The organism is Achromobacter veterisilvae, from assembly GCF_037619525.1.
Classification (GTDB): domain Bacteria; phylum Pseudomonadota; class Gammaproteobacteria; order Burkholderiales; family Burkholderiaceae_B; genus Achromobacter; species Achromobacter veterisilvae.
Map to the genome: position 1 here is coordinate 2,055,638 of NZ_CP148753.1, position 23,699 is coordinate 2,079,336.

21 protein-coding genes are annotated in these 23,699 nt (G+C 68.6%); 9 read left to right on the forward strand and 12 right to left on the reverse strand.

The features are described 5' to 3' along the window. Positions 1-4 precede the first annotated feature (4 nt). Positions 5-898: a LysR family transcriptional regulator gene (locus WHX56_RS09540; protein WP_129239175.1), complete on the reverse strand. Its 894-nt coding sequence runs from the start codon at positions 896-898 to the stop codon at positions 5-7. 149 nt (positions 899-1,047) lie between these two features. Between WHX56_RS09540 and WHX56_RS09545 the strand changes: the two genes are divergently transcribed. From WHX56_RS09545 to WHX56_RS09560, 4 genes are read left to right on the forward strand one after another with little or no spacing between them, the layout of a single operon-like run. After that, on the forward strand, positions 1,048-1,878 hold the full coding sequence (locus WHX56_RS09545) for an FAS1-like dehydratase domain-containing protein (protein ID WP_338881074.1): 831 nt from the start codon (positions 1,048-1,050) through the stop codon (positions 1,876-1,878). Further along, positions 1,875-3,068 (forward strand): CaiB/BaiF CoA-transferase family protein, encoded by a 1,194-nt coding sequence (locus tag WHX56_RS09550; RefSeq protein WP_338881075.1) that lies wholly within the window; start codon positions 1,875-1,877, stop codon positions 3,066-3,068. The genes WHX56_RS09545 and WHX56_RS09550 overlap by 4 nt, the downstream gene beginning before the upstream one ends. Beyond that, positions 3,065-3,898 carry an HpcH/HpaI aldolase/citrate lyase family protein gene (locus tag WHX56_RS09555; RefSeq protein WP_129239172.1) on the forward strand — a complete coding sequence of 278 codons (834 nt, stop codon included), beginning with the start codon at positions 3,065-3,067 and terminating at the stop codon, positions 3,896-3,898. The genes WHX56_RS09550 and WHX56_RS09555 overlap by 4 nt, the downstream gene beginning before the upstream one ends. 37 nt (positions 3,899-3,935) lie before the next feature. After that, complete coding sequence (locus tag WHX56_RS09560) at positions 3,936-4,850, forward strand: sugar kinase (protein ID WP_338881076.1); 915 nt, start codon at positions 3,936-3,938, stop codon at positions 4,848-4,850. A gap of 420 nt (positions 4,851-5,270) precedes the next feature. Here the strand turns inward: WHX56_RS09560 and WHX56_RS09565 are convergent, their stop codons facing one another. From WHX56_RS09565 to hda, 4 genes are read right to left on the reverse strand one after another with little or no spacing between them, the layout of a single operon-like run. After that, the gene (locus WHX56_RS09565; RefSeq protein ID WP_338881077.1) at positions 5,271-5,753 is read right to left on the reverse strand and encodes a 2-amino-4-hydroxy-6-hydroxymethyldihydropteridine diphosphokinase; all 483 of its coding nucleotides are present in this window, start codon (positions 5,751-5,753) and stop codon (positions 5,271-5,273) included. A gap of 3 nt (positions 5,754-5,756) precedes the next feature. Then, on the reverse strand, positions 5,757-7,118 hold the full coding sequence (gene pcnB, locus WHX56_RS09570) for a polynucleotide adenylyltransferase PcnB (protein ID WP_338881078.1): 1,362 nt from the start codon (positions 7,116-7,118) through the stop codon (positions 5,757-5,759). Further along, the gene (locus WHX56_RS09575; protein WP_129239168.1) at positions 7,119-7,817 is read right to left on the reverse strand and encodes an HAD family hydrolase; all 699 of its coding nucleotides are present in this window, start codon (positions 7,815-7,817) and stop codon (positions 7,119-7,121) included. Continuing rightward, the gene (gene hda / locus WHX56_RS09580) at positions 7,814-8,515 is read right to left on the reverse strand and encodes a DnaA regulatory inactivator Hda (RefSeq protein WP_129239167.1); all 702 of its coding nucleotides are present in this window, start codon (positions 8,513-8,515) and stop codon (positions 7,814-7,816) included. The genes WHX56_RS09575 and hda overlap by 4 nt, the downstream gene beginning before the upstream one ends. A 367-nt stretch (positions 8,516-8,882) precedes the next feature. Here hda and purM point away from each other — a divergent pair, with 367 nt between their 5' ends. Next, positions 8,883-9,932 carry a phosphoribosylformylglycinamidine cyclo-ligase gene (gene purM, locus WHX56_RS09585; protein ID WP_338881079.1) on the forward strand — a complete coding sequence of 350 codons (1,050 nt, stop codon included), beginning with the start codon at positions 8,883-8,885 and terminating at the stop codon, positions 9,930-9,932. 207 nt (positions 9,933-10,139) lie between these two features. On the opposite strand, the gene miaA is transcribed toward purM, so the two are convergent. After that, the gene (gene miaA, locus WHX56_RS09590; protein WP_338881080.1) at positions 10,140-11,105 is read right to left on the reverse strand and encodes a tRNA (adenosine(37)-N6)-dimethylallyltransferase MiaA; all 966 of its coding nucleotides are present in this window, start codon (positions 11,103-11,105) and stop codon (positions 10,140-10,142) included. Between the two features lie 2 nt (positions 11,106-11,107). After that, positions 11,108-13,051, reverse strand: a complete 1,944-nt coding sequence (gene mutL / locus WHX56_RS09595) for a DNA mismatch repair endonuclease MutL (protein ID WP_338881755.1) — start codon at positions 13,049-13,051, stop codon at positions 11,108-11,110. A gap of 104 nt (positions 13,052-13,155) precedes the next feature. Between mutL and WHX56_RS09600 the strand changes: the two genes are divergently transcribed. Then, positions 13,156-13,797: a VTT domain-containing protein gene (locus tag WHX56_RS09600; RefSeq protein ID WP_338881081.1), complete on the forward strand. Its 642-nt coding sequence runs from the start codon at positions 13,156-13,158 to the stop codon at positions 13,795-13,797. A 12-nt stretch (positions 13,798-13,809) separates the two neighbouring features. On the opposite strand, the gene WHX56_RS09605 is transcribed toward WHX56_RS09600, so the two are convergent. Together WHX56_RS09605 and tsaE are read right to left on the reverse strand one after the other, a co-directional pair. Next, positions 13,810-15,195 carry an N-acetylmuramoyl-L-alanine amidase gene (locus WHX56_RS09605; protein WP_165360052.1) on the reverse strand — a complete coding sequence of 462 codons (1,386 nt, stop codon included), beginning with the start codon at positions 15,193-15,195 and terminating at the stop codon, positions 13,810-13,812. Further along, the gene (gene tsaE / locus WHX56_RS09610; RefSeq protein WP_129239163.1) at positions 15,123-15,662 is read right to left on the reverse strand and encodes a tRNA (adenosine(37)-N6)-threonylcarbamoyltransferase complex ATPase subunit type 1 TsaE; all 540 of its coding nucleotides are present in this window, start codon (positions 15,660-15,662) and stop codon (positions 15,123-15,125) included. The genes WHX56_RS09605 and tsaE overlap by 73 nt, the downstream gene beginning before the upstream one ends. Before the next feature lie 163 nt (positions 15,663-15,825). Between tsaE and fumC the strand changes: the two genes are divergently transcribed. After that, positions 15,826-17,211, forward strand: coding sequence for a class II fumarate hydratase (gene fumC / locus WHX56_RS09615; protein ID WP_129239162.1), 1,386 nt, complete (start codon positions 15,826-15,828; stop codon positions 17,209-17,211). 284 nt (positions 17,212-17,495) lie between these two features. Here the strand turns inward: fumC and WHX56_RS09620 are convergent, their stop codons facing one another. After that, complete coding sequence (locus WHX56_RS09620; protein ID WP_129239161.1) at positions 17,496-18,389, reverse strand: AEC family transporter; 894 nt, start codon at positions 18,387-18,389, stop codon at positions 17,496-17,498. A gap of 239 nt (positions 18,390-18,628) precedes the next feature. Between WHX56_RS09620 and WHX56_RS09625 the strand changes: the two genes are divergently transcribed. Continuing rightward, positions 18,629-19,621, forward strand: a complete 993-nt coding sequence (locus tag WHX56_RS09625; RefSeq protein WP_129239160.1) for a tripartite tricarboxylate transporter substrate binding protein BugE — start codon at positions 18,629-18,631, stop codon at positions 19,619-19,621. Positions 19,622-19,715: 94 nt separating this feature from the next. Here the strand turns inward: WHX56_RS09625 and WHX56_RS09630 are convergent, their stop codons facing one another. Continuing rightward, on the reverse strand, positions 19,716-20,621 hold the full coding sequence (locus WHX56_RS09630) for a LysR family transcriptional regulator (RefSeq protein ID WP_129239159.1): 906 nt from the start codon (positions 20,619-20,621) through the stop codon (positions 19,716-19,718). A 155-nt stretch (positions 20,622-20,776) separates the two neighbouring features. On the opposite strand from WHX56_RS09630, the gene ggt reads away from it, so the two are divergent. Then, the gene (gene ggt, locus WHX56_RS09635) at positions 20,777-22,498 is read left to right on the forward strand and encodes a gamma-glutamyltransferase (protein WP_422393658.1); all 1,722 of its coding nucleotides are present in this window, start codon (positions 20,777-20,779) and stop codon (positions 22,496-22,498) included. Between the two features lie 87 nt (positions 22,499-22,585). Here ggt and WHX56_RS09640 read toward each other — a convergent pair whose 3' ends face one another. Further along, the gene (locus tag WHX56_RS09640) at positions 22,586-23,692 is read right to left on the reverse strand and encodes a CaiB/BaiF CoA transferase family protein (protein WP_287756361.1); all 1,107 of its coding nucleotides are present in this window, start codon (positions 23,690-23,692) and stop codon (positions 22,586-22,588) included. Positions 23,693-23,699: the final 7 nt, after the last annotated feature.

The window sequence follows — 23,699 nt, forward strand, 5'->3', positions numbered from 1 at the left end:
GGCGTCAGGGCGCCGGCGGCGCCTGGAACTGTTCGATGAGTTCGCGCGCGCAGCCGGGCAGGGCGTCGATGTCGCGCACCAGCAGCTTGCGTTCGCGCACGACCCAGGGTTCGTCCAGTTCCACGACGCGCAGCTTCATGTCGGCGCCATAGCGCCGCGCGGCCGAATCGGGGATCACGCCGATGCCGACGCCCGCCTGCACCATCCGGCAGATCGAGTCGAAGCTGTAGAGCTGGATGCGCTGGGGCAGGCGCTGGCCGACGCGCTCCAGTTGGTCGCGCAGGAAGGCCACCAGGGTGGAGCCTTCGTGCATGGTGATGAACGGATAGCGGACCGCGTCGGCCAGCTTGATTTTTTCCTGGTCCTGCAGCGGATGGCCGTTGGGCACCACCAGCACCAGCCGGTCGGTGCTGAAGTGGATGGCCTGCAATTCGGGCGCGTCCACCGGCCCGGCCACGATGCCCAGGTCGGTGGTGCCGTCCAGCACGCCGCGCACGATGTCGCGCGTCAGGCGTTCCTGGAGATCCACGGTGACGCCCGGGTGCCCGGACAGGAACTGCGCCAGGATGTCCGGCATGAACTCGGTGACCGCCGTGGTGTTGGCGAAAATGCGGATGTGGCCGGCCTCGCCGTCGGCCTGTTCCTGGAAATCGTGTTTCAGGTGGTCCACCTGGCGCATGATGACCCGGGCGTGCTGCAGCAGCTTCTGGCCCGCGGGCGTGATTTCCACGCCGCGGCTGTCGCGGTACAGCAGCCGGGAATTCAGTTGGTTTTCAAGCGCCTTGATCCTCACGCTGACGGCCGCCAGGGACAGATGCGCCCGCTTGGCCGCCTGGGTCAGGCTGGGGGATTCGGCGATGTGGATGAACAGGCGGAGGTCGGCAAGGTCGAAGTGCATAGCCCATATATTACGGCGCGGGCCCCGGCGGCGTGGCGGCGGCCCCGATTCAGGCGCCGCAAACCCCGCCTTGAGGAAAAACGAATTCACATTGGGGACGGCTTGCGGGCATGCTTCAGGCTGTAAAAACCCCACCTAAGGATATCGGCATGACGACTACAGATCCGGCCGCATGGATAGGCAGCGGCGAACGGAAGGCGGACGCCATGGACCCCGGCCATGCCGCGCGCATCGCGGCCACCCTGGGCGGTCCCGCGCCGGCCCAGGGAGAGGCCCTGCCGCCGCTGTGGCAATGGGCGTTCTTCATCAGCACGGTGGACATGGACGGATTGGGGACGGATGGGCATCCCTCGCGGGGCGGCTTCCTGCCGCCGGCCCATGACCGCAACCGGATGTGGGCGGGCGGCCGCGTGGAATTCCGCCAGCCGCTGAAGGTCGGCGTGCCGGCCGAGCGGGCGTCCACCGTTATCGACGTGAAGGAAAAAGCCGGCCGCACCGGCGCGCTGCTGTTCGTGACGGTGCGCCACGAATACCACCAGGCGGGCGAAATCGTCATCCAGGAAGAGCAGGACATCGTCTACCGCCAGCCCACGCCGCCCAAGCTCGTAGGCAGCGAGCCCGCGCCCCAGGCGCAATGGCGCGACACCGTCGAGCCGTCTCCCGTCCTGCTGTTCCGCTATTCCGCGGTGACCTTCAACGGCCACCGCATCCACTACGACCATCCCTACGTGACCGGCACCGAAGGCTATCCCGGCCTGGTGGTGCACGGCCCGCTCATCGCCACGGAGATGGTCGCCGCCTTCTCGCGCGCGCATCCCAAGGCGCGTCCCACCCATCTGTCGTACCGGGGCCTGCGCCCGCTGATCGCGCCCGCGCCCTTCCAGGTGGCTGGCCGCTTGACCGAGCCGGGCGTCGCCCAGCTTTGGGCCGAGCAGGACGGCACGCTGGCCCACCAAGCCGAACTGAGGTTTTCCGAATGAGCAAGCAGGCCCCCCGTCCGCTGGACAGCATCACCGTCGTCAGCCTGGAACACGCCATCGCCGCGCCCTTCTGCACCCGCCAACTGGCGGACATGGGCGCGCGCGTCATCAAGATCGAACGCCCGGGCAGCGGGGACTTCGCGCGCGGCTACGACGAACGCGTGCGCGGCCTGTCCTCGCACTTCGTCTGGACCAACCGCTCCAAGGAAAGCCTGACGCTGGACCTCAAGCGCGAGGAGGCCGGCGGCATCATGGACCGGCTGCTGGAGTCGGCCGACGTGCTGGTGCAGAACCTGGCGCCGGGCGCCGCCGCGCGGCTGGGGCTGTCCTTCGACGCCCTGCACGAGAAGCATCCGCGCCTGATCGTCTGCGACATTTCCGGTTACGGCGAAGGCGGCCCCTACCAGGACAAGAAGGCCTACGACCTGCTGATCCAGAGCGAAAGCGGCTTCCTGTCGGTGACCGGCACCAAGGACGACCCCGTCAAGGCGGGCTGCTCCATTGCCGACATCGCCGCCGGCATGTACGCCTATTCGGCCATCCTGAACGCCTTGCTGCTGCGCCAGAAGACCGGCCTGGGCAGCCGCCTGGACGTCTCCATGCTGGAAAGCATGGTCGAATGGATGGGCTTCCCGATGTACTACGCGTTCGACGGCGGTTCGCCGCCCGCGCGCGCGGGCGCCGCCCACGCGTCCATCTATCCCTACGGGCCGTTCCCGGTGGGCGGCGGCTCCACCATCATGCTGGGCCTGCAGAACGAGCGCGAATGGCGCGTGTTCTGCGCCCAGGTGCTGCGCCAGGCCGACCTGGCGGAAGATCCGCGCTTCCTTTCCAATTCGCTGCGCACCGCGAACCGCGACGACCTGCGCGCGCTGATCGTGGCGGCGTTCGCCGACCTGTCCATCGAACAGGTGACGCAGCGGCTGGAGGACGCCCAGATCGCCAACGCCCGCGTCAACGACATGGCGGGCGTGTGGGCGCATCCGCAGTTGCAGGCCCGCGCCCGCTGGAGCAAGGTGGACAGCCCCGCCGGCGAATTGCCCGCGCTGCTGCCTCCGGCCAGCAGCAACGCCTTCGCGCCGCGCATGGCGGGCGTGCCGGCGGTGGGCCAAAACACGGATGCGGTGCTAGCATCATTGGGATACGCGCCCGATCAGGTGGCGCAGTTCCATGCCTCGGAGGTCGTGTGACCCATCCTGTCGTCCGTAGCGCCCTGTTCGTACCCGCCTCGCGGGCCGAGCGCATCCCCAAGGCGCTCGCCGCCGGCGCGGATGCCGTCATCGTCGACCTGGAAGACGCGGTCGAGCATCTGGCCAAGGCGTCCGCCCGGGAGTCCCTGTGCGATTTCCTGGGGACGAATCCCCGCGCCCGGCTGTGGGTACGCATCAACGATGCCTCCACGCCCTGGCACGACGACGACCTGAAGGCCTGCCGCGGCAAGCCCGGCGTGGCCGGCATACTGCTGCCCAAGGCCGAAAGCCTGGCACAGGTGCGGCACGTGGTCCAGGCCGGCCTGCCCGTGATCCCCATCCTGGAAACGGCTCAGGGCATCCTCAACGCCGGCGAGGTCGCCGCCACGCCCGGCGTGGCGCGGCTGGCGTTCGGCAGCCTGGACTACGGCCTGGACATGGGGCTGACGCCCGATACCCCCGGCGCCGAGGCGGTGCTGGACCAGGCGCGCGTGCAGGTCCTGCTGCACAGCCGCGCCGCGGGCCTGGCGCCCGCGCTGGACGGGGTGTTTCCCGGCGTGCAGGACCAGGCCGGGCTGGCGCGGGCCGCCGGCCGGGCGCAGCAGATGGGCTTTGGCGGCATGCTGTGCATCCATCCCGCGCAGGTCGCCGTGATCCACGCGGCCTTCGTGCCGGCGCGGCAAGAACTGGAGTGGGCGCGCCGCGTCGTCGCCGCGCACCGCGATACCGCGGCCGGCACCTTCATGCTGGACGGCAAGATGGTCGACGCGCCGGTCATCGCGCGCGCGCGCCTGGTGCTGGCGCAAGCGGGGGAATCCGCCGGCGCGTAGCACGGCGCCATCCCGTCAACTTTTTTCTGGCAGGCCTATGCGCGAAGCGCTCTTCATCGGACATACCTATATCGACGTTACCGTGCTGGCCGACCGCTGGCCCACCGGCGACGAGAAGAGCGTGGCGCGGGACTACGCCGTATCCTTCGGCGGCAACGCGGTCACCGCCGCGTTCGCCTGCGCGCGGCTGGGCACGCCGCCCGACCTGATCTGTTCGCTGGCGCCCGACTGGCTGGGCCACATGTACACCGACATGGCCGCGGCGCATGGCGTGTCGCTGCATGCGCGCCAGGTGCGCCGTTCCTCCCTGTCCTTCATCATGCCCAACGGCGGCAAGCGCGCGATCGTCCGCGCGCGCGACGTGGAATATCTGAACGATTTTCCCCGGCTGGACATCGGCGGCTACCGCGTCCTGCACCTGGACGGGCACCAGCCGGACGCCGCCCTGCATTACGCGCGGGCCTGCCGCGAGGCGGGCGTGCTGACCTCGCTGGACGGCGGGGGAGTGCGCGAGAACACCGACGAACTGCTGCGCTATATCGATGTGGCGGTCTGCGCCGAGCGCATGTGCGAACAGCTCGGCCTGTCGCCGCAGGGCCTGCTGGACCTGCTCAAGGCCCGCGGCTGCCGCGTCGGCGCCGTCACCCTGGGCGAGCGGGGCATGCTCTGGTACGACGAGACGGGCGCCGTCGACACGCTGCCGTCGCTGGACGTGCCGGGCGCGAGCATCGTCGATACCTCGGGCGCGGGGGACGTGTTCCATGGCGCCTACGTCTGGTCCTATCTGAACCGGCCGGAACAGCCCTGGGCGGAGCACTTCACCTTCGCGCGCGCCGCCTCCGCCCACAAGATCCAGCACCTGGGCAACGAGGCGGGGCTGCCGCAGGTCGAGGATGTGGAAAGGGCGATGATGGCTTTCGGGCCGAAGAAAACAACCTTCCTGCGTGTCTGACAAGCCCCAGCCTCCGTGTGTCTGACACCCGTACGCGACGCCCTGCCAAGCGTGAGACAGTCTTGCCGGGTGTCTGACACATCCAACCTTCCGCGTGTCTGACACCCATACGAGACACCCTGCCAAGCATGAGACAGTCTCGCCGGGTGTCTGACACCGGCTGACTTCGAAGTGTGTCAGACACCCGGCAAGGCCATCCCGTATCCGTCAAGCCGTCTCATACGGGTGTCAGACACTGACAGTGGACACTCCACGTGTCTGACACCCGTACGCGACATCCTGCCAAGCATGCGACAGTCTCGCCGGGTGTCTGACACCGGCTGACTTTGATGCGTGTCAGACACCCGGCAAGGCCATCCCGTATTCGTCAGGCCGTCTCGTACGGGTGTCAGACACTGACAGTGCTGACAGTGGACAACGCTACGCGCGTTCGATGGCCTGGTCCCGAATCCCGCCGATCCAATCCTCGATACGCCCGCCCTCCAGCACCATCTCCGGCGCCAGATCCCTCAGCGGCAGCAGCACGAAGGCGCGCAGGCGCATGCGGGGGTGGGGCAGCGACAGCCGCTCATGTTCCATCCGGACGTCGCCGTACAGCAGCAGGTCCAGGTCCAGGGTGCGCGGCGCGTTTTTGTAGGGGCGCTGGCGGCCGTGGCGGTTTTCCAGCGCCTGCAGCGCGTCCAGCAAGGCCAGCGGCGCAAGATCGGTGTCCACGGCCGCCACCGCGTTGATGAAATCCGGGCCGGTGGCTTCCACCGGCGCGCTGCGGTAGAACGGCGATGCCGCCACCGCCAGGATGCCGTCCGTGTCCCGCAATTCGGCCAGGACCTGGCGCAGGGTCGCCGCGCCGTCGCCGAGGTTGGCGCCCAGGCCGACGTAGGCGCGGACGAGGGAGGGAGCCACGGCTCAGTCGGCGCTGGGAGCGCCGCGGGGGGAGGAGCGGCGCGGACGGCGGCGTTTGCGCGGGGCGGCCGGCGCCTCGCCGGCGTCGCGCGGCTGGCGCGCGATTTCCTCGACCATGTCGGCGCGGGCGACGTCGTCGGCGTTGGCCAGGTCCATCCACCATTGCGCCAGCACGCTGTCGAACTCGCCGGCGGCGGCGCGCAATTGCAGGAAGTCGCAGGCCGCGCGGAAGCGCGGCTGTTCGATCATGCGGAAGATGCTCTTGCCCATGCGGCGCTCGAAGCGCGGCTGCATGAACCAGATCTCGCGCATGTCCGAGGAAAAGCGGCGCTGGATGGCGAGCTTTTCGGTCTGTTCGTCCAGCACCGAGTCGGCGGCCTGCGACAGCGCGGGAATGGTGTGCTCTCCCTGGGCGCGCAGTTGCTTCCAGCGCACGTCCACCTGCTGCCACAGCAGCGCGGCGAACAGGAAGCTGGGGCTGATGGTCTTGCCCGAGCGCACGCGCGCGTCGGTGCGTTCCAGCGCCAGCTCCACGAAATTCTCGCCGCCGGGCTGTTCCAGCACGACGTCCAGCAGCGGCAGCAGGCCCTTGTGCAGGCCGTCCGCGCGCAACTGGCGCAGGCAGTCCATGGCATGGCCGCAGGTCAGCAGCTTGAGCATTTCGTCGAACAGGCGCGAGGCCGGCACGTTCTCGATCAGGTCGGCCATCGTGCCGATCGGCTGGCGCGTGGCCAGGTCGATCGTGCCGTTGAGCTTGGCGGCGAAGCGCACGGCGCGCAGCATGCGGACCGGGTCTTCGCGGTAGCGCTTGACCGGATCGCCGATGATGCGGACCTGGCGCTTTTTCAGGTCGGCCACGCCGTTGTGGAAGTCGATGACTTCCTCGTTGTGCGGGTCGTAGTAGAGCGCGTTCATGGTGAAGTCGCGGCGGGCCGCGTCTTCTTCGTGCGTGCCGAACACGTTGTCGCGCAGGATGCGGCCGTGCTCGTCGGTCTCCTGGTCTTCCGAGGCGGGCGCGCGGAAGGTGGAGGTTTCGATGATTTCCTGGCCGAACACCACGTGCACCAGTTGGAAGCGGCGGCCGATGATGCGGGCGCGGCGGAACAGCGGGCGGATCTGTTCGGGCGTGGCGTTGGTGGCCACGTCGAAGTCCTTCGGTTCCAGCCCCACGATCAGGTCGCGCACGGCGCCGCCCACGATATAGGCTTCATAGCCGTGCTGGCGCAGGACTTCGCAGACCTTGATCGCGTGGCGCGATACGTTGCGGCGGTCGATGCCGTGCTTGTCGCGCGCGATGCGCAACGGCCCCCGGCTTGCCGGCGCGAACAGTCGGCCGACGAATTTTCTTATGGTTTCAGTGATCATTTAGGACTTCGCATCTTCCATGTGGTCGAACAAGTCGATCACTTGCCAGCCGCGTTCCTGGGCGATCTTGCGCAGGGTGGGGCTGGGGTTCGCGGCGATCGGACGGGTCACTTTCTCTAGCAGGGGGACATCGTTTACCGAATCGCTATAGAAAAACGATTCCGGGAAATCCGCAAGCCCCAGGCCCATGCCGGCCAGCCAATCGTTGACGCGCACCACCTTCCCTTCCTTGAAACTGGGGGTGCCCAGAATTCGGCCGGTGTAGCGCCCGCGCAGGTATTCCGCGTCGGTGGCCACGAGGTGGGGCACGCCGAAGGCGCGGGCGATGGGGGCGGTGACGAAACTGTTGGTGGCGGTGACGACCGCGCACAGGTCGCCGGCTTCCAGGTGCGATTGCACCAGTTCGCGCGCGGCGGGCGTCATGGACGGGCGGATCACCTCGTCCATGAAGGCTTCGTGCCACGCGGCCAGGTCGTAGGGCAGGTGCGCGGCCAGCAGGCCGAGCATGAATTCGGCGGCCTGCTCGGCGGTCAGTTCGCCGCGGTTGTAGCGGTCCATCAGATCGTCGTTCCGGCGGCGGGCTTCGTCGGGATCGCCCGCGCGGCCCGTGCGTGCCAGATAGTCGGCCCATTGGTAGTCGCTGTCCAGCGGCAACAGGGTGTGGTCCAGGTCGAACAGGGCGAGACGTCGGGAGGTCATGTGCGTTGCGAGTCAGGATCTGCGAGCATGGCGCGCAGCAGGGGCAGGGTGATGGGACGGCCGGTGGCCAGGGAATAGCGGTCGAGCGCGTCGAGTAGCGCCGCCAGCTTGCGGATGTCGCGCTCGTGGTGCGTGAGCATCCAGTTGATGATTTCCGGCGCCAGGTGCATGCCGCGTTCGGCCGCCTGGGCGGACAGGGCGGCCAGCTTGTCGGCGTCGGACAGCGGGTCCAGGCGGAACACCAGGTCCCAGCCCAGGCGCGTGCGGAGGTCTTCGCGCAGCGGCATCGACAGCGGGGCGCGGTCGCCCGCAAGCGCCAGCGCGAAGGCGCGGCCCGTCGCGGCGGATTCGCGCCAGCGGTTGTACAGGGCGAACAGGGCGGCCTGGCGGCTGTCGTCCATGCGGTGCACGTCGTCGACCGCCACGAACTTGGGCATGGGCGACTTGGAGTCGGCTTCGGCCAGGCGGCGCAGCATGTTTTCGCCGTTGGCGGCGTCGATGTAGACGGCGTCGCGGCGCGCGGTCAGGGCGCGCAGCAGGTGGCTGCGGCCGCAGCCCGCGGCGCCCCAGATATACAAGGCGCGGCCGGGGGCGAGCGCGCGCACGGCCGCGAGCGCTTCTCCGTTGGGGCCGGCGATATAGTTGTTCAGCGATGGCGCTGGCGCGGGTAGAACGTCGAGCAGCAGCTGGCGGTTCATGAGAGATTATCAATCAGGCTGTTTCGGAGCACCCGAAAACCAACGCCGCGAGTCCTCGTAGCGGGCTTCCGCGAGCGGCATGCCGGGCAGCGCCTCCGGGTGCCGAAAAGCCAAAAAAACGGTAATACAAGGGGCCGGAGCAGGGTGCAATGCAAGCCGAAACAGGGCCGCACCGGACTTCAGCCGCCAGAAACTGGCAAAATCAATACCGGCCAACCCTACACTTTAAACCACCTGAGGGGGGAGTGTCGCGGGCCGCTTTCGCGGCGCTGCGGCGGGGCAATCCCTGCTTGGGCCCGCAACATCGTAAAATGCGGGGCGTTCCACCAAAATCCCAGCAATTGTTACATACCCCACGGCATTTCTCATGACGAATCAACCTACCGCCCCTCTGACCTACCGCGATGCCGGTGTCGACATCGACGCAGGCGACGCCCTGGTCGACCGTATCAAACCGCTTGCGGCCCGCACCATGCGCGCCGGCGTGCTGGCCGGTATCGGCGGCTTCGGCGGCTTGTTCGAAGTGCCGAAGACGTTCAAGGAACCCGTGCTGGTCTCGGGCACCGACGGCGTGGGCACCAAGCTGCGCCTGGCGTTCGACTGGAACCGCCACGACACCGTGGGGATCGACCTGGTCGCCATGAGCGTCAACGACATCCTGGTGCAGGGCGCGGAACCGCTGTTCTTCCTGGATTATTTCGGCTGCGGCAAGCTTTCGGTGGATACGGCGGCGTCGGTGGTGGGCGGCATCGCCAAGGGCTGCGAGCTGTCGGGCTGCGCGCTGATCGGCGGCGAAACCGCTGAAATGCCGGGCATGTACCCCGACGGCGAGTACGACCTGGCCGGCTTCGCGGTGGGCGCGGTCGAAAAGTCCGCCATCATCACCGGCAAGACGATCAAGACCGGCGACGTGGTGCTGGGTCTGGCGTCCAGCGGCGCGCACTCCAACGGCTATTCGCTGCTGCGCAAGATCCTGGAGCGCGCCAACGCCAAGCCCGACGACGACTTCCACGGCCAGCCGCTGGCCGACGTGGTCATGGCGCCGACTCGCATCTACGTGAAGCAGGTGCTGGCCGCGCTGGCCAGGCACGGCGCCAGCATCAAGGGCCTGGCCCACATCACGGGCGGCGGCCTGCTGGACAACGTGCCGCGCATTCTGCAACCCGGCCTGTCGGCCCGGCTGCATCGCGCCAACTGGGAAATGCCCAAGCTGTTCCAGTGGCTGCAAGAGCAGGGCGGCGTCGAGGACGCCGAGATGTACCGCGTGTTCAACTGCGGCATCGGCATGGTGCTGGTCGTGGATCCGGCCCAGGCCGAAGCCATCGCGGCCACGCTGCGCGAGCAGGGCGAGACCGTCAGCACGCTGGGCGAAATCGTCGAGCAGACGGAAGGCATGGCGCAGACTGTTGTGGTCTGATGCTGCCTGACTTCGAATCATTCGAATGTGTCAGACACCCATGAGGCATCAACGCAGGCCGAAGGCCGTCTCGTAGGGGTGTCAGACACTGACCTACTCCGGAAGTGTCAGACACTGGCCTATTCCGGAAGTGTCAGACACCCTTACGAGCCGCCGGTACAAACTGAAGCCGGCCCTCCCGGGTGTCTGACACCCACCCCAACCCAATCAATCCCCCAACGTCACCGCCACCGCATCGATGGTCCGCGCCACGGCGTCCGCCGCCAGGCAGTCCACGATGACGCGTCCGGGCTGCGCGCGCAGCCAGGTGATCTGGCGCTTGGCCAGTTGGCGCGTGGCGGCGATGCCCTGTTCGCGCGCGGTGTCCAGGTCGATTTCGCCGTCCAGGTGCGCCCACATCTGCCGATAACCCACGCAACGCACTGATGGCAGGCCCGGATGCAGGTCGGCCCTGGCGTGCAGGCCGCGCACCTCGTCGAGCAGGCCGCGGGCCAGCATGGCGTCGAAGCGTTGCTCGATGCGCGCATGCAGCGCGGCGCGGTCGGAGGGCTCCAGGCTGATGGTGACGTACTGGTTGCCGCTGTCGTCCCGCTGGCGCTGGCCGCGCTGAAGCAGGGCGGACATGGGCTGGCCCGAGAGCCGGCAGATCTCGAGCGCGCGCTGGATGCGCTGGCTGTCGTTGGGGGCCAGGCGCGCGGCGGTCGCCGGATCCAGCAGGGCCAGTTCGGCATGCAGCGCGGGCCAGCCGGCGACCGCCGCGCGCGCCTCCAGTTCGGCGCGCAGCGCCGGGTCGGCCTGGGGCAGGTCGTCCAGGCCGTCGCGCAGCGCCTTGTAATACATCATGGTGCCGCCCGCCAGCAGCGGAATGCGTCCGCGGGCGCGGATGTCGTCGATCAGGCGCAGCGCGTCGGCGACGAATTCGGCGGCGGAGTACGACTGGACCGGATCCAGGATGTCCAGCAGGTGCTGCGGGACAAGTGCCTGTTCCTCGGGCGACGGCTTGGCCGTGCCGATGTCCATGCCGCGGTAGATCGTGGCCGAGTCCACGTTGACGATCTCCAGCGGCCAGCGTTCCGCCAGCGCAAGGGTGGACGCGCTCTTGCCGGCCGCGGTGGGGCCGGCAAGGCAGATGACCCGGCGCGCGGCGGGGTAGGAAAGGGAGGGCGACGACAAGCCTATTGCCCGCGCAGGAAGAGCTTGTCCAGGTCGGACACCGACCACTGGACCCAGGTCGGACGGCCGTGGTTGCACTGGTCGGCGCGCTCGGTGGCCTCCATCTGGCGCAGCAGCGCGTTCATCTCTTCGATGGTGAGCTTGCGGTTGGCGCGCACGGAGCCGTGGCAGGCCATGGTGGACAGCAATTCATTGCGCTGTTCGGTCAGGAGGCGCGAGACGCCCACCGCGCCCAGGTCGCGCAGCACGGCGCGGGCCAGGGTTTCGATGTCGCCGCGGGCCAGGATGGCCGGCACGGAGCGCACGGCGATGGAGGTGGGGCCGGACGGACGCATCTCGAAGCCCAGGCCGTTCAACTGTTCCTCGAATTCCTCGACCAGCGCCACGTCCTTTTCCTGGGCGTGGAACACCACGGGCACCAGCAGGTCCTGGCGCGGCAGGCTGCGCGCGTCCAGCGCCTGCTTGAGCTGTTCGTACACGACGCGCTCATGGGCGGCGTGCATGTCCACCAGCACCATGCCGCGGCGGTTCTGCGCCAGGATGTAGATGCCGTGCAGTTGCCCCAGGGCCATGCCCAGCGGGTGCTCTTCGTCGGCCGGCAACGCCGCCGCCGGCGCCGCGGGGGTGGGGGCGGGTTCGCGCAGGGTCGCGGCCTGGACGGCCGCATCGTCGTCGAGCGGGCGGTAGAGCGATTGCCAGTCCGCCGCCGGAATGCCGGCGGGCTCGGCGTGCAGCCGGAACGGAACCTGGGTATGCGGACGCTGCGGCGCGGGCGAAGGGCGCAGCCCGTAGGAGGCGCCGCCGCCCGCGCCGCCGTAGGCCGGCCTGGGCGGATCCGCGGGCCGGGGGCTGGCGGCGGGGGCGGCTTGCGCAGAGACGTCGGCCGCGGGGGCGGGCGGGGCCGCCGTTTCGAATTCGGCCTCGTCGTCCTGGCCCGCCGGCGTGACGGTCGAAGATCCGCCGGTCTGCGCCAGCGTCTGGCCGACGGCATGGGAGACGAAGCGGTGCACGGCGCCGCTGTCGCGGAACCGCACTTCGTGCTTGGCGGGATGGACGTTCACGTCCACCGCGGCCGGGTCGATATCCAGGAACAGCACGTAGGCGGGCTGGCGGTCTCCGTGCAGCACGTCCGCGTAGGCGGCGCGCAAGGCGTGGCTGACGGTGCGGTCGCGCACGTAGCGGCCGTTCACGTAGAGGTACTGGCGGTCCGCCCGGGCGCGCGCGGCGGTGGGGCGGGTGATCATGCCGGCGAGGCTGACGTTGCCGACCGAGTGCGACAGCAGCAGGCCGTGTTCGGCGAATTCGGCGCCCAGCACGTCGCGGATGCGCTGGGGCGGCTCGGCGGGCAGCCATTGGCGCTGCGCGCGGTCGTGGTGGAACAGGCGGAAGGCGATCTGCGGATGCGCCAGCGCGATGCGCTCCATGGCGTCGACGCAGTGGCCGAACTCCGTGGCCTCGGAACGCAGGAACTTGCGGCGGGCGGGCACGGCGTCGAACAACTGGCGCACGTCGACCGTGGTGCCGGGCGGGCCCGACGCGGGGCTGACCTGCATGCTGCCGGCGTCGATCTGCCAGGCGTGTTCGCCGTCGCGGGTGCGGGAAATGATGGTTACCTGGGCCACCGAGGCGATGGACGCCAGGGCTTCGCCGCGGAACCCCATCGAGGCCACCGATTCCAGCTCGTCCAGCGAGCGGATCTTGCTGGTGGCGTGGCGCGCCAGGGCCAGCGGCAGTTCCTCGGGCGGAATGCCGCCGCCGTCGTCCGTGACGGCGATGCGGCGGATGCCGCCGCCCTCCAGCCGCACTTCGATGGCGCGGCCGCCGGCGTCTATCGCGTTCTCGAGGATTTCCTTGAGCACGGAGGCGGGCCGTTCGATGACCTCGCCGGCGGCGATCTGGCTGATCAGCAGGTCGGGAAGCGCAAGGATGGAGCGGCGGTCGGTCATGTTGCGGGAGGCTTCTGGCATGGCTATGCGGATGATTTTAGCGTCATGGGCGGGTGGGCTATAGTCGCTGACACTTATTCTGTTCCGACCGCAGGGTTGCTTCAATGCTCGAATTCTTCAATATGGTCCTCCACATCGACCAGACGCTGGGCGTCTGGGTCGAGCAATATGGCGTGTGGGTGTACCTGGTGCTGTTCCTGATCGTCTTCGCGGAGACGGGGCTGGTCGTCCTGCCGTTCCTGCCGGGGGATTCGCTGCTGTTCATCGCCGGGGCGTTCGGCGCCACCGGCCATATCGATCCGTTCATGATGGCGGCATTGCTGATCGTCGCGGCGATCGTCGGCAATACGGTCAACTACGCGGTCGGGCGCTACATCGGGCCCCGCGTGTTCTCGATGAACCTGCGTTTTCTCGACCGCGGCGCCCTGATGCGCACGCACGCGTTCTACGAAAAGCACGGGGGCAAGACCATCGTGATGTCGCGCTTCATCCCGGTCGTCCGGACGTTCGCGCCGTTCGTGGCGGGCGTGGCCGACATGCCGCTGGCCCGCTTCCAGATGTTCAATATCCTGGGCGCGCTGCTGTGGGTGGTCAGCCTGGTGGCCGCGGGTTACTTCTTCGGCAACATCCCGCTGGTGCGCGAACACCTGAACACCATCGTTCTGCTGGGCCTGGCCGCGGCGATCGTGCCGGTGGTCGGGGCGGGGCTGTTCAAGCTGCTCAAGGCGCGCCGCGGCGCGCCCTGAGCGCGGAGTCGCCTAGCTGACGTCGCCCAGCCGCGCCAGCGGCGGATTGGCGGTGAAGTAGCGCTGGATGCCCGTCATCATGGCCTGCGCCAGCTTGTCCTGGTGCGAGGTGCTGCGCAGCAGGGCTTCTTCCTGCGGATTGCTGATGAAGGCGGTCTCGACCAGCACCGACGGAATGTCCGGCGCCTTCAGCACGGCGAAGCCGGCCTGTTCGACGCTGTTCTTGTGCAGCCGGTTGATCTTCTTGATTTCGTCCAGGAAGGCATTGCCGACCTTCAGCGAATCGTTGATCTGCGCGGTGGTGGACAGGTCCAGCAGCACCTTCGCCACCTGGCGGTCATGGCTGCCCAGGTTGACGCCGCCGATCAGGTCGGCCGCGTTTTCCTTGTCGGCCATCCAGCGCGCCTGGGTGCTGGTGGCGCCGCGCTGCGACAGCGCGAACACCGAGGACCCATTGGCCGTGGGCTTGATCCAGGCGTCGGCGTGGATGGAAATGAACAGGTCCGCGCGCACGCGCCGCGCCTTCTGCACGCGCACGTGCAGGGGCACGAAATAGTCGTCGTCGCGCGTGAGATAGGCGCGCATTTGGGGCTGGCTGTCGATCAGCGCCTTCAGGCGCCGGGCGATGCGCAGCACCACGTCTTTCTCGCGCAGGCCGCTGCTGCCGATGGCGCCGGGATCCTCGCCGCCGTGGCCGGGGTCCAGCGCGATGGTCAGCATGCGCTGCTTGCCCCGGTTGGCGGTGGCCGGCGGGGGCTTGGGCGTGGAGGGCAGGGGCGGGGCGGGCTGCTGGCCCTGGACGCGGGGCGGCTCGGGCGGGTCGGCGCGGGTCACCGGGTTGCGCTGGATGTCTTCCAGGATGCGCGCCAGCGGATCGTCCACGTCGGGGCCGCTCTGCTTGTTCAGGATCGCGATCAGCGGGTCCTGGGCGATCTTCGGGTACAGGTCCAGCACCAGCCGGTACTGGTAGTCGGCCACGGGCTTGAGCGTGAACACCTGCGGCGCCACGGGCTGTTTCAGGTCGAACACCAGGCGCACGACGTTCGGGCGGTTCTGCGCCACGCGCAGGCTCTGGATGTAGGGGTCGTCGGGCCGGACCTTGGAAACCAGGTCGTTCAGGGCCGCGCTGATGGTCAGCCCTTCGATGTCCACCACCAGGCGGTGGGGGTTTTCCAGCGTGAACTGTTCCGCCTTGAGCTCGCTGTCGAGCTCGAGCGTGACCCGGGTGTATTCATCGGCCGGCCAGGTGCGCACGGCCAGGATCGTCGCCGCCTGCGCCAGGCGCGGCAGGACCGGCAGGACGAGCAGGGTGGCGGCGACGCTGATCAGGCGGCGCCGGGTGGCGCCTGCCGAGGGGAGGGCGCCGTTGAGGGCGGGGGGACAATCGCGTTCAACCATGTTTGTCCTCGAGCGGTGTACGCGGTCAGGGTGGCGTCGCGTCCTTCGCCCGCATAGGCTAGGGAAATCAGCAGGTCGGGCGGGGGCAAAAGGCCCTCGGCCCGCTCAGGCCATTCGATCAAAACGACCGCATCGTCACGCAGCAAATCCCGGAATCCTGCGTCCAACCATTCACGCGAATCACTAAATCTATAAAAATCAAGATGATAGAAGTATAAGTTAGAAACTTTATAGGATTCAAGCAGCGCGTAGCTCGGACTTTTGATTCGGCCCGTGATGCCGCATTCGCGCAACAATGCCCGGGTGAAGGCCGTTTTCCCTGCGCCGAGGTCCCCCTGGAGGTGGATGCAGGCACCCGCCGGCTCCGTGCGCCTGCCGGAAACCAGGGGGGCGAGCTGCCGCGCCAGCGACTCCGTGGCGGCTTCGTCGGGCAGGTGCAAGGTCAGGCTGCAAAGAGGGGCGGACATGGCGCGGGGCGAGTGGTAAAAACGATGAAGGAAACACGGATGTTCGCGCAATTATAGGAATGCGGGTTTCTGCTAACCTAGTAGTGATTGTCATTCTCAACTTTACCGTGGCCGGCGCGCCGCCGCCGGCCGCCATCGACGTTGCCACGGAGTTGCACGCGCCATGAAGACCCGCATCGAAAAAGACACATTTGGCCCGATTGAAGTGCCCGAAGACCATCTTTGGGGCGCCCAGACGCAGCGCTCGCTGCATTTCTTCGCGATTTCCACCGAAAAGATGCCGGTTCCGCTGGTCGATGCCATGGCGCGCCTGAAGCGCGCGGCCGCCAAGGTCAACGCCGACCTGGGCGAACTGGATCCCAAGATCGCCGACGGCATCGTCCGCGCCGCCGACGAAGTGATCGCCGGCAAGTGGCCCGGCGAGTTCCCGCTGTCGGTCTGGCAGACCGGTTCGGGCACGCAAAGCAACATGAACATGAACGAGGTGCTGGCCAACCGCGCCTCGGAGCTGCTGGGCGGCGTGCGCGGCGAAGAGCGCAAGGTCCACCCGAACGACCACGTGAACCGCGGCCAATCGTCCAACGACACCTTCCCGACCGCCATGCACGTGGCCGCCGCCGTGCAGGTGGAACACCACCTGCTGCCCTCGCTGAAGGCGCTGCGCGCCACGCTGGCCGCCAAGAGCGCCGAGTTCTACGACATCGTCAAGATCGGCCGCACCCACCTGCAGGACGCGACTCCGCTGACCCTGGGCCAGGAATTGTCGGGCTATGTGGCCCAACTGGACCTGGCCGAACAGCAGATCCGCGCCACCCTGCCCGGGCTGCACCAACTGGCCATCGGCGGCACCGCGGTCGGCACCGGCCTGAACGCGCACCCGCAGTTCAGCGCCAAGGTGTCGGCCGAACTGGCGCACGCCACCGGCACGGCCTTCGTGTCGGCGCCCAACAAGTTCCAGGCGCTGGCCTCGCACGAAGCGCTGCTGTTCGCCCATGGCGCGCTGAAGTCGCTGGCGGCTGGCCTGATGAAGATCGCCAACGACGTGCGCTGGCTGTCCAGCGGCCCGCGTTCGGGCCTGGGCGAGATCAGCATCCCCGAGAACGAGCCGGGCAGCTCCATCATGCCGGGCAAGGTCAACCCGACGCAGTGCGAAGCCATCACGATGCTGGCCGCGCAGGTGCTGGGCAACGACGTGGCCATCAACATCGGCGGCGCCAGCGGCAATTTCGAACTGAACGTGTACAAGCCGCTTGTGATCCACAACTTCCTGCAGTCGGTGCGCCTGCTGACCGACGGCATGGCCAGCTTCGACAAGCATTGCGCCGCCGGCATCGAGCCCAATCACGAGCGCATCGCCGAACTGGTGGACCGTTCGCTGATGCTGGTGACGGCGCTGAATCCGCACATCGGCTACGACAAGGCCGCGCAGATCGCCAAGAAGGCGCACAAGGAAGGCCTGTCCCTGAAGGAATCGGCGCTGGCGCTGGGCTATCTCACGGAAGCGCAGTTCGCGGAATGGGTCGTGCCCGCGTCCATGACGAATAAGTAGCCGAGTCTGGTGTCAGACACCCGGGACCGCTAGCCTCAACCTGGACGGCATCTCGTACCGGTGTCAGACACCTGCCCCAGAGCCTCAACCTGGACGGCGTCTCGTACGGGTGTCAGACACCTGCGCCAGAGCCTCAACCTGGACGGCATCTCGTACGGGTGTCAGACACCTGCGCCAGAGCTTCAACCTGGACGGCGTCTCGTACGGGTGTCAGACACCTGCGCCACCGGCGCCAGACTCGCGGCGGCTATTGGGCTGGCCGTGCTTCGAAGGGTTTGCCCTGCTTACCCGGCCAGCAGCAGCCACGCCGGGATCGTCAGCGCGGAAAGCAGCGTGCCCAGCGATATCAGCACCGCCACCATGCGGCCGTCGCCGCCCATGCGCATCGCCAGCACGTAGGCCGCGGAGGCCGTGGGCAGGGCGGCGAACAGCAGGAGCATCCGCGCTTCCAGCGGCGGCAGGCCCAGCAGGCCCGCCACCAGCCACGCGACGGCGGGCAGCGCCACCAGCTTTACCGCCAGCATCCACGCGATCAGCGTGCCATAGCCCTTGCCGCCTTCCCAGGACAGGCTGGCCCCCACGCAGATGATGCCCAGCGCGATGGCCGCCGCGCCCAGGCGGGCCAGCACCGTGTCGACGGGGCCGGGCAGATGCAGCCCGGCCAGGTTGCAGGCCAGGCCCAGCAGGGTGGAGACCAGGAGCGGGTTGCGCGCCAGTTCGCGCAGCAGGCTGCCGCCGCTGTGGCGCGCCAGCCCGTAGACCGCCGCCAGGTTGGCCATCGGCACGGCGAAGCCGACGATCAGCGCCATCGCCGTCTGGCCCTGCGTGCCGCCCAGGCTGGCGGACAGCGCCAGGCCGATGTAGGTATTGAAGCGATAGCCGCATTGCGCGGACGAGGCCAGGCCCAGCGACGTGGGCCGCAGCGCCAGGCCCGCCAGCCAGGACAGCGCCACGCCCGCGCCGATCACGGCAGCGGTGGCCTGCAGCAGCATGATGGCGTTCCCGGCCGTGATGGGCGTGCGGACGATGGCCTGGAACAGCAGGGCGGGGAACAAAACGTAGTAGACCAGGCGCTCGGTGCCGGCAAAGAACTCGCGGGAGAAACCCAGTTTGTGACGCAGCGCCCAACCCAGCGCGACCAGCATGAAATCAGGGAAAACCAGGAGGGCAACCGACATTGGCGAGTACGTATTGAGGCGCGTCAACCGGGGATCGGCACGCTATGCGACTGTAAGCATTTGCTGCTATTCTCCGTCATTCTGGCGGCCGCGTGTGCCACAAGCAACCTACAACAGCAGTGCGATTCGCCCAGCACTCAAGCCGCGCGCCGCCACCGTCAATGGCTGACCCGTCTACAGGCGGGCACATCACACGGCCCGTTCACCTGCGGGGCCGCATTATTGGAGGAAACACTTCTATGAATAAAGTCCGCTCCCTGGCAGCCGCCATCGCCCTGGCCGCCGGCGCTGCCGGCACCCTCGGCGTCTCCGTCGCGCACGCCGCCGACAAGTACCCGAGCAAGCCCATCCGCGTCATCGTTCCGTTCGCGCCCGGCGGTTCCACCGACATCATCGCGCGTCTCGTGACGCAGCGCATGAGCCAGGAACTGGGCCAGCCCATGGTCGTGGAAAACAAGGGCGGCGCGGGCGGCGCCATCGGCGCGTCCGAAGCCGCGCGCGCCGATGCCGACGGCTACACGCTGTCCATCGCCACCGTGTCGACGATGGCCGTGAACCCCGCCTGCCGTCCCAACGACCTGCCCTACGATCCGATCAAGGATTTCCAGCCGGTCACCAACTTCGCCAACACCGCCAACGTCGTGGCCGTGAACCCGAAGTTCCCCGCCAAGGACTTCAAGGGCTTCCTGGAAGAACTGAAGAAGAACCCGGGCAAGTACTCGTACGGCAGTTCGGGCACTTGCGGCGTGCTGCACCTGATGGGCGAATCGTTCAAGATGGCCACCGGCACGGACATCGTGCATGTGCCGTACAAGGGTTCAGGCCCGGCCGTGGCCGACGCCGTCGGCGGCCAGATCGAAATCCTGTTCGACAACCTGCCGTCGTCGATGCCACAGATCCAGGCGGGCAAGCTGCACGCCATGGCCATCGCCTGGCCGGACCGCATCGAATCCATCAAGGACGTGCCGACGTTCAAGGACGCGGGCTTCCCGGTGCTGAACCAGCCGGTCTGGTACGGCCTGCTGGCTCCCAAGGGCACCCCGATGGACGTCGTGAACAAGCTGCGCGATGCCGCTGTCGTGGCCCTGAAGGACCCCAAGGTCGTCAAGGCGCTGGACGAGCAGGGCTCGGCGCCGTCGGGCAACACGCCTGAGGAATTCGCCAAGGAAATCAAAGAGCAGTACGACTGGGCGAAGGACGTCGTGAAGAAGCAGAACATCAAGCTGGACTGATGTTGCGCGGGGGCGGCCAGGCCGGCCCCCAAGCGGAAAAATAGCGGGCGCCCCATTCGGGCGCCCGTTGCTTTTCGGGGAATGCGGCCGGTCTTCAGGCGGGGCCGTCGAGCGCGGCCTGGCGCGCCTCGCAGCCGGCCTTCAGCCGCTCGATCAGGTCGCGGTGCAGCGCGGACAGGGGATCCTGGTTGCGCACCATGATGCTGATGGGCACGCGCAGGGCGGGTTCCAGCCGGCGCAGGCTCATGCCGGGGCGCAGCATCGCCTGCGCCGTGATCGCGTCCACGACGGCGTCGCCGCAGCCGGCGTCGACCAGCGCGCAGGCCACGTAATGGGTCTGTACCTGGATGGCGACCTGCGGATCCAGGCCTTGCGCGTCCAGCGCCATCTGCAGCAGGGCGCCGGACGCGTCGCCCGCGTCCAGCACGATCAGCGTATCGCCCGCCATGTCCGACACCTCCGACAGCCGCAGCGGGCCGGCGCCGGGCTTGCGGCTCAGGTGCACGAGCTCTGTGTGGCCCAGTCCCATACGGGTGAGGCCCGGATAGTCGTTCGTGTCGAAGGTGATGGCCAGGTCCAGTTCGCGCGTCAGCAGGCCCTGCACGAGCTCGGCGCTGTGGTGCGTGTGGATGTCGAAAGTGATGCCGGGCTGGGCGTCGCGGCTGTCGCGCACCACGCCCGGCAGCAGCCCCAGGCCCAGCGCGGGCGCGCAGCCCAGCCGCAAGTGCCCGTTGGGCCGGTCGCGCAGGCTGGCGGCCAGCCTGCGCACGCTGTTGAGGTCCTGGTTCAGGCGCGCGACCTCGGGGGTGAGGATCTCGGCCTCGCGGGTGGCGACCAGCCGGCCCTTCACGCGCTCGAACAGCTTGAAGCCCAGTTGGGCTTCGGCGTGGGCCAGCAGCTTGCTGGCCGCGGGCTGCGAGATGTGCAGCGCGGCCGCGGCCTCGGTCAGGGATCCGGTACGGCGGATCGCTTCGAAAATCTCGATGTGGCGCAGGCGCATGGCACGACGGGAGCAGTGGACTGGAACCGGGATTCTATGCCGGATGCGCCGCCCGGATGCGTTGATATGATGGACGCCTGCCGGAACGCCGGCGCACACCGGAGCCTCTCATGCGCGCACCCAGTCATGCCGCCGCGATCCTGCTTGCCGCCGCCATGGCCTTCGTGTGCGCCCTGCCCGCCGCCTGGGCGCGGGCGCCCCAGGCGGCCGAGGACCTCAACCCGGAGGCCGCCAGCGGCACGCGGGACCGCCAACTGGCGCGGGCCCCGCATTTCATGATGGTGTCGGCCAACCCGCTGGCGACGCAGGCCGGCGACGAGATGCTGCGCCGGGGCGGCAGCGTGGTGGACGCCGCCATCGCGACCCAACTGGTGCTGAACCTGGTGGAGCCGCAATCCTCCGGCATCGGCGGCGGCGCGTTCATGGTGCTGTATTCGGCCCGGACCGGCCGCATCCAGACCTACGACAGCCGCGAGACCGCGCCCGCCGCGGCCCGCCAGGACCGCTTCCTGGATGCCCAGGGCAAGCCGCTGCCGTTCGCGCAAGCCGTCAACAACGGCATGTCGGTCGGCGTGCCCGGCCTGCTGCGCGGATTGGAGCTGGCGCACAAAGAGCACGGCGCGCTGCCCTGGGCCGACCTGTTCCAGCCCGCGATCCGGCTGGCGGAGCAGGGCTTCGCCGTGTCGCCGCGCCTGCACGCGCTGCTGGCCGGCAACAAGGCGCTGCCGGCGCAGCCCGCGGCGGCGGCCTATTTCTACGCGCCCGGCGGCGCGCCCTGGCCGGTCGGCCACGTGCTGAAGAACCCTGAATTCGCGCGCACCTTGCGCGCGGTGGCGGAAGGCGGCGCGGACGCGTTCTACCAGGGCGGCATCGCCCGGGACATCGTCGCCGCGGTGCACGGCCACGCCGTGCCCGGCGACCTGAGCCTGGCCGACCTGGCCGCCTACCGCGCCCAAGAACGTCCTCCCGTCTGCGGCGGCTACCGCGGCTACCGGCTTTGCGGCATGGGCCCGCCCAGCAGCGGCCCCATCGCCGTGCTGCAGATGCTGGGCGAACTCGAACAATTCCCCATCGGCAGCTATGCGCCGGGCAGCGTGGAGGCGGTGCATTATTTTTCCGAGGCCGGCCGGCTGGCGTTCGCCGACCGCGACTTCTACGTGGCCGACCCGGCCTACGTGCCGGTGCCGGTGAGCGCCTTGCTGGATCCCGCCTACCTGCGCGCGCGGGGCGCGCTGATCCGTCCGGACCGCAGCATGAAGGTGGCGCTGCCGGGCGATCCCGAAGGCAAGCTCCTGTCGCTGGGCAAGGACGATGCGCTTGAATTGCCTTCCACGAGCCACCTGGTGGCGGTGGACGCCGAGGGCAACGCGCTGAGCATGACCACCACCATCGAAAGCGAATTCGGCAGCAAAATCTTCGTGCGCGGCTTTCTGCTGAACAACGAGATGACGGATTTTTCGTCGTCGTACCGGGACCCCGAAGGCCGGCTCGTGGCCAATCGCATCGAGCCCGGCAAGCGTCCGCGCAGCGCGATGGCGCCGATGATCGTGCTGCGCGGCGACCGGCCCTATCTGCTGGTGGGTTCGCCCGGCGGCAGCGCCATCATCAATTACGTGGCCAAGACCCTGGTGGGCGTGCTGGACTGGGGCCTGGACATCCAGGCGGCCATCGCCCTGCCCAACATGGGCAGCCGCAACAAGGAAACCGAGCTAGAGAAGGGCACGCCGCTGGAGGCCCTGGCGCCCGCGCTCGAGCGCATGGGACACCCGGTGCGCATCACCGAATTCCCCAGCGGTATCCACGGCATCGTTATCGGCCCCGACGGGCTGCAGGGCGGCGTGGATCCGCGCCGCGAAGGCCTGGCGCAGGGGGGGTGACGCGAGGCGCCGGCTGCCCGCGGCCGCATGGATTGCGCGCGCTTGGCGTCCGGGTTCTTGCGTCGATGATCTCGCGCTTCATCCATCCTACAGCTCTGGCGGCAGCTTGCGCAGCGCCGCGGGCGTGCGCGACAGCTTGATGGGCGAGCCCACGCCGCGGTAGTCGCCTTGCTCCAGCACCATGCCGCGATGCCGGGTATGCGGATGCGCCAGCGCCTGGTCCACCGTCAGCACGGCGGCCGCGGGGACGCCGCTGCGCAGCAGGCGGTCGGCCAGCGCGGACGCGTCGTGCCCGGCCAGTAGCGCGGACAGTTCGTCGCGCAGCGCCTGGCGGTTGCGCAGGCGGTCGGCGTTGGCGGCGTAGCGCGGGTCCTCGGCCAGCGCGGGCGCGCCCAGCGTCTGCGCCAACTGCGCGAACTGCCGATTGTTGCCCACCGCCAGGAAGATCGGGCCGGTGGCCGTGGGCAGGGTTTCGTAGGGGGCGATGTTCGGGTGCGCATTGCCGCTGCGCGCGGGCACCTTGCCGCTGTAGAAATAATTCGGCGCGTGCGGATGCAGCAGCGACAGGGCGCAGTCGTACAGCGTGATGTCCAGGAACTGCCCCAGGCCGCTGCGGCCGCGCTCGTTGAGCGCCAGCAGGATGGCCACCGCCGCGTTCAGGCCCGTCACCATGTCCACGACCGGCAGGCCGACCCGGGTGGCCTCGCCCTCCGCGTCGCCGTTCACGCTCATCAGGCCGCACATGGCCTGGGCGCAGGCGTCGTAGCCGGGCAGGCCGCCCAGCGGCCCGTCGGATCCGAAGCCGCTGACCCGGCAATGGATCAGGGTTGGAAATTCCCGGCTCAGGGCCTCGTATCCCAAGCCCCATTTTTCCAGCGTGCCGGGCTTGAAGTTCTCGACCAGCACGTCGGCGTCGGCCAGCAGGCGGCGCAGCAGCTCCTGGCCCGCCAGCCGGGACAGGTCCAGCGTCATGCCTTCCTTGTTGCGGTTCACGCCGATGAAGTACGAGGCGGTGTCGCCCAGGAAGGGCGGCCCCCAGCCCCGCGTCTCGTCGCCGCCGGGCGGCTCGATCTTGAGCACGTCCGCGCCGTGGTCGGCCAGGATCTGCGTGCAATAGGGGCCGCCCAGCACGCGGGACAGGTCGATCACCTTGCAGCCGGCCAGGGCGCCGGCGTTGGGTAGGGTTGAAGCCATGCGGAAT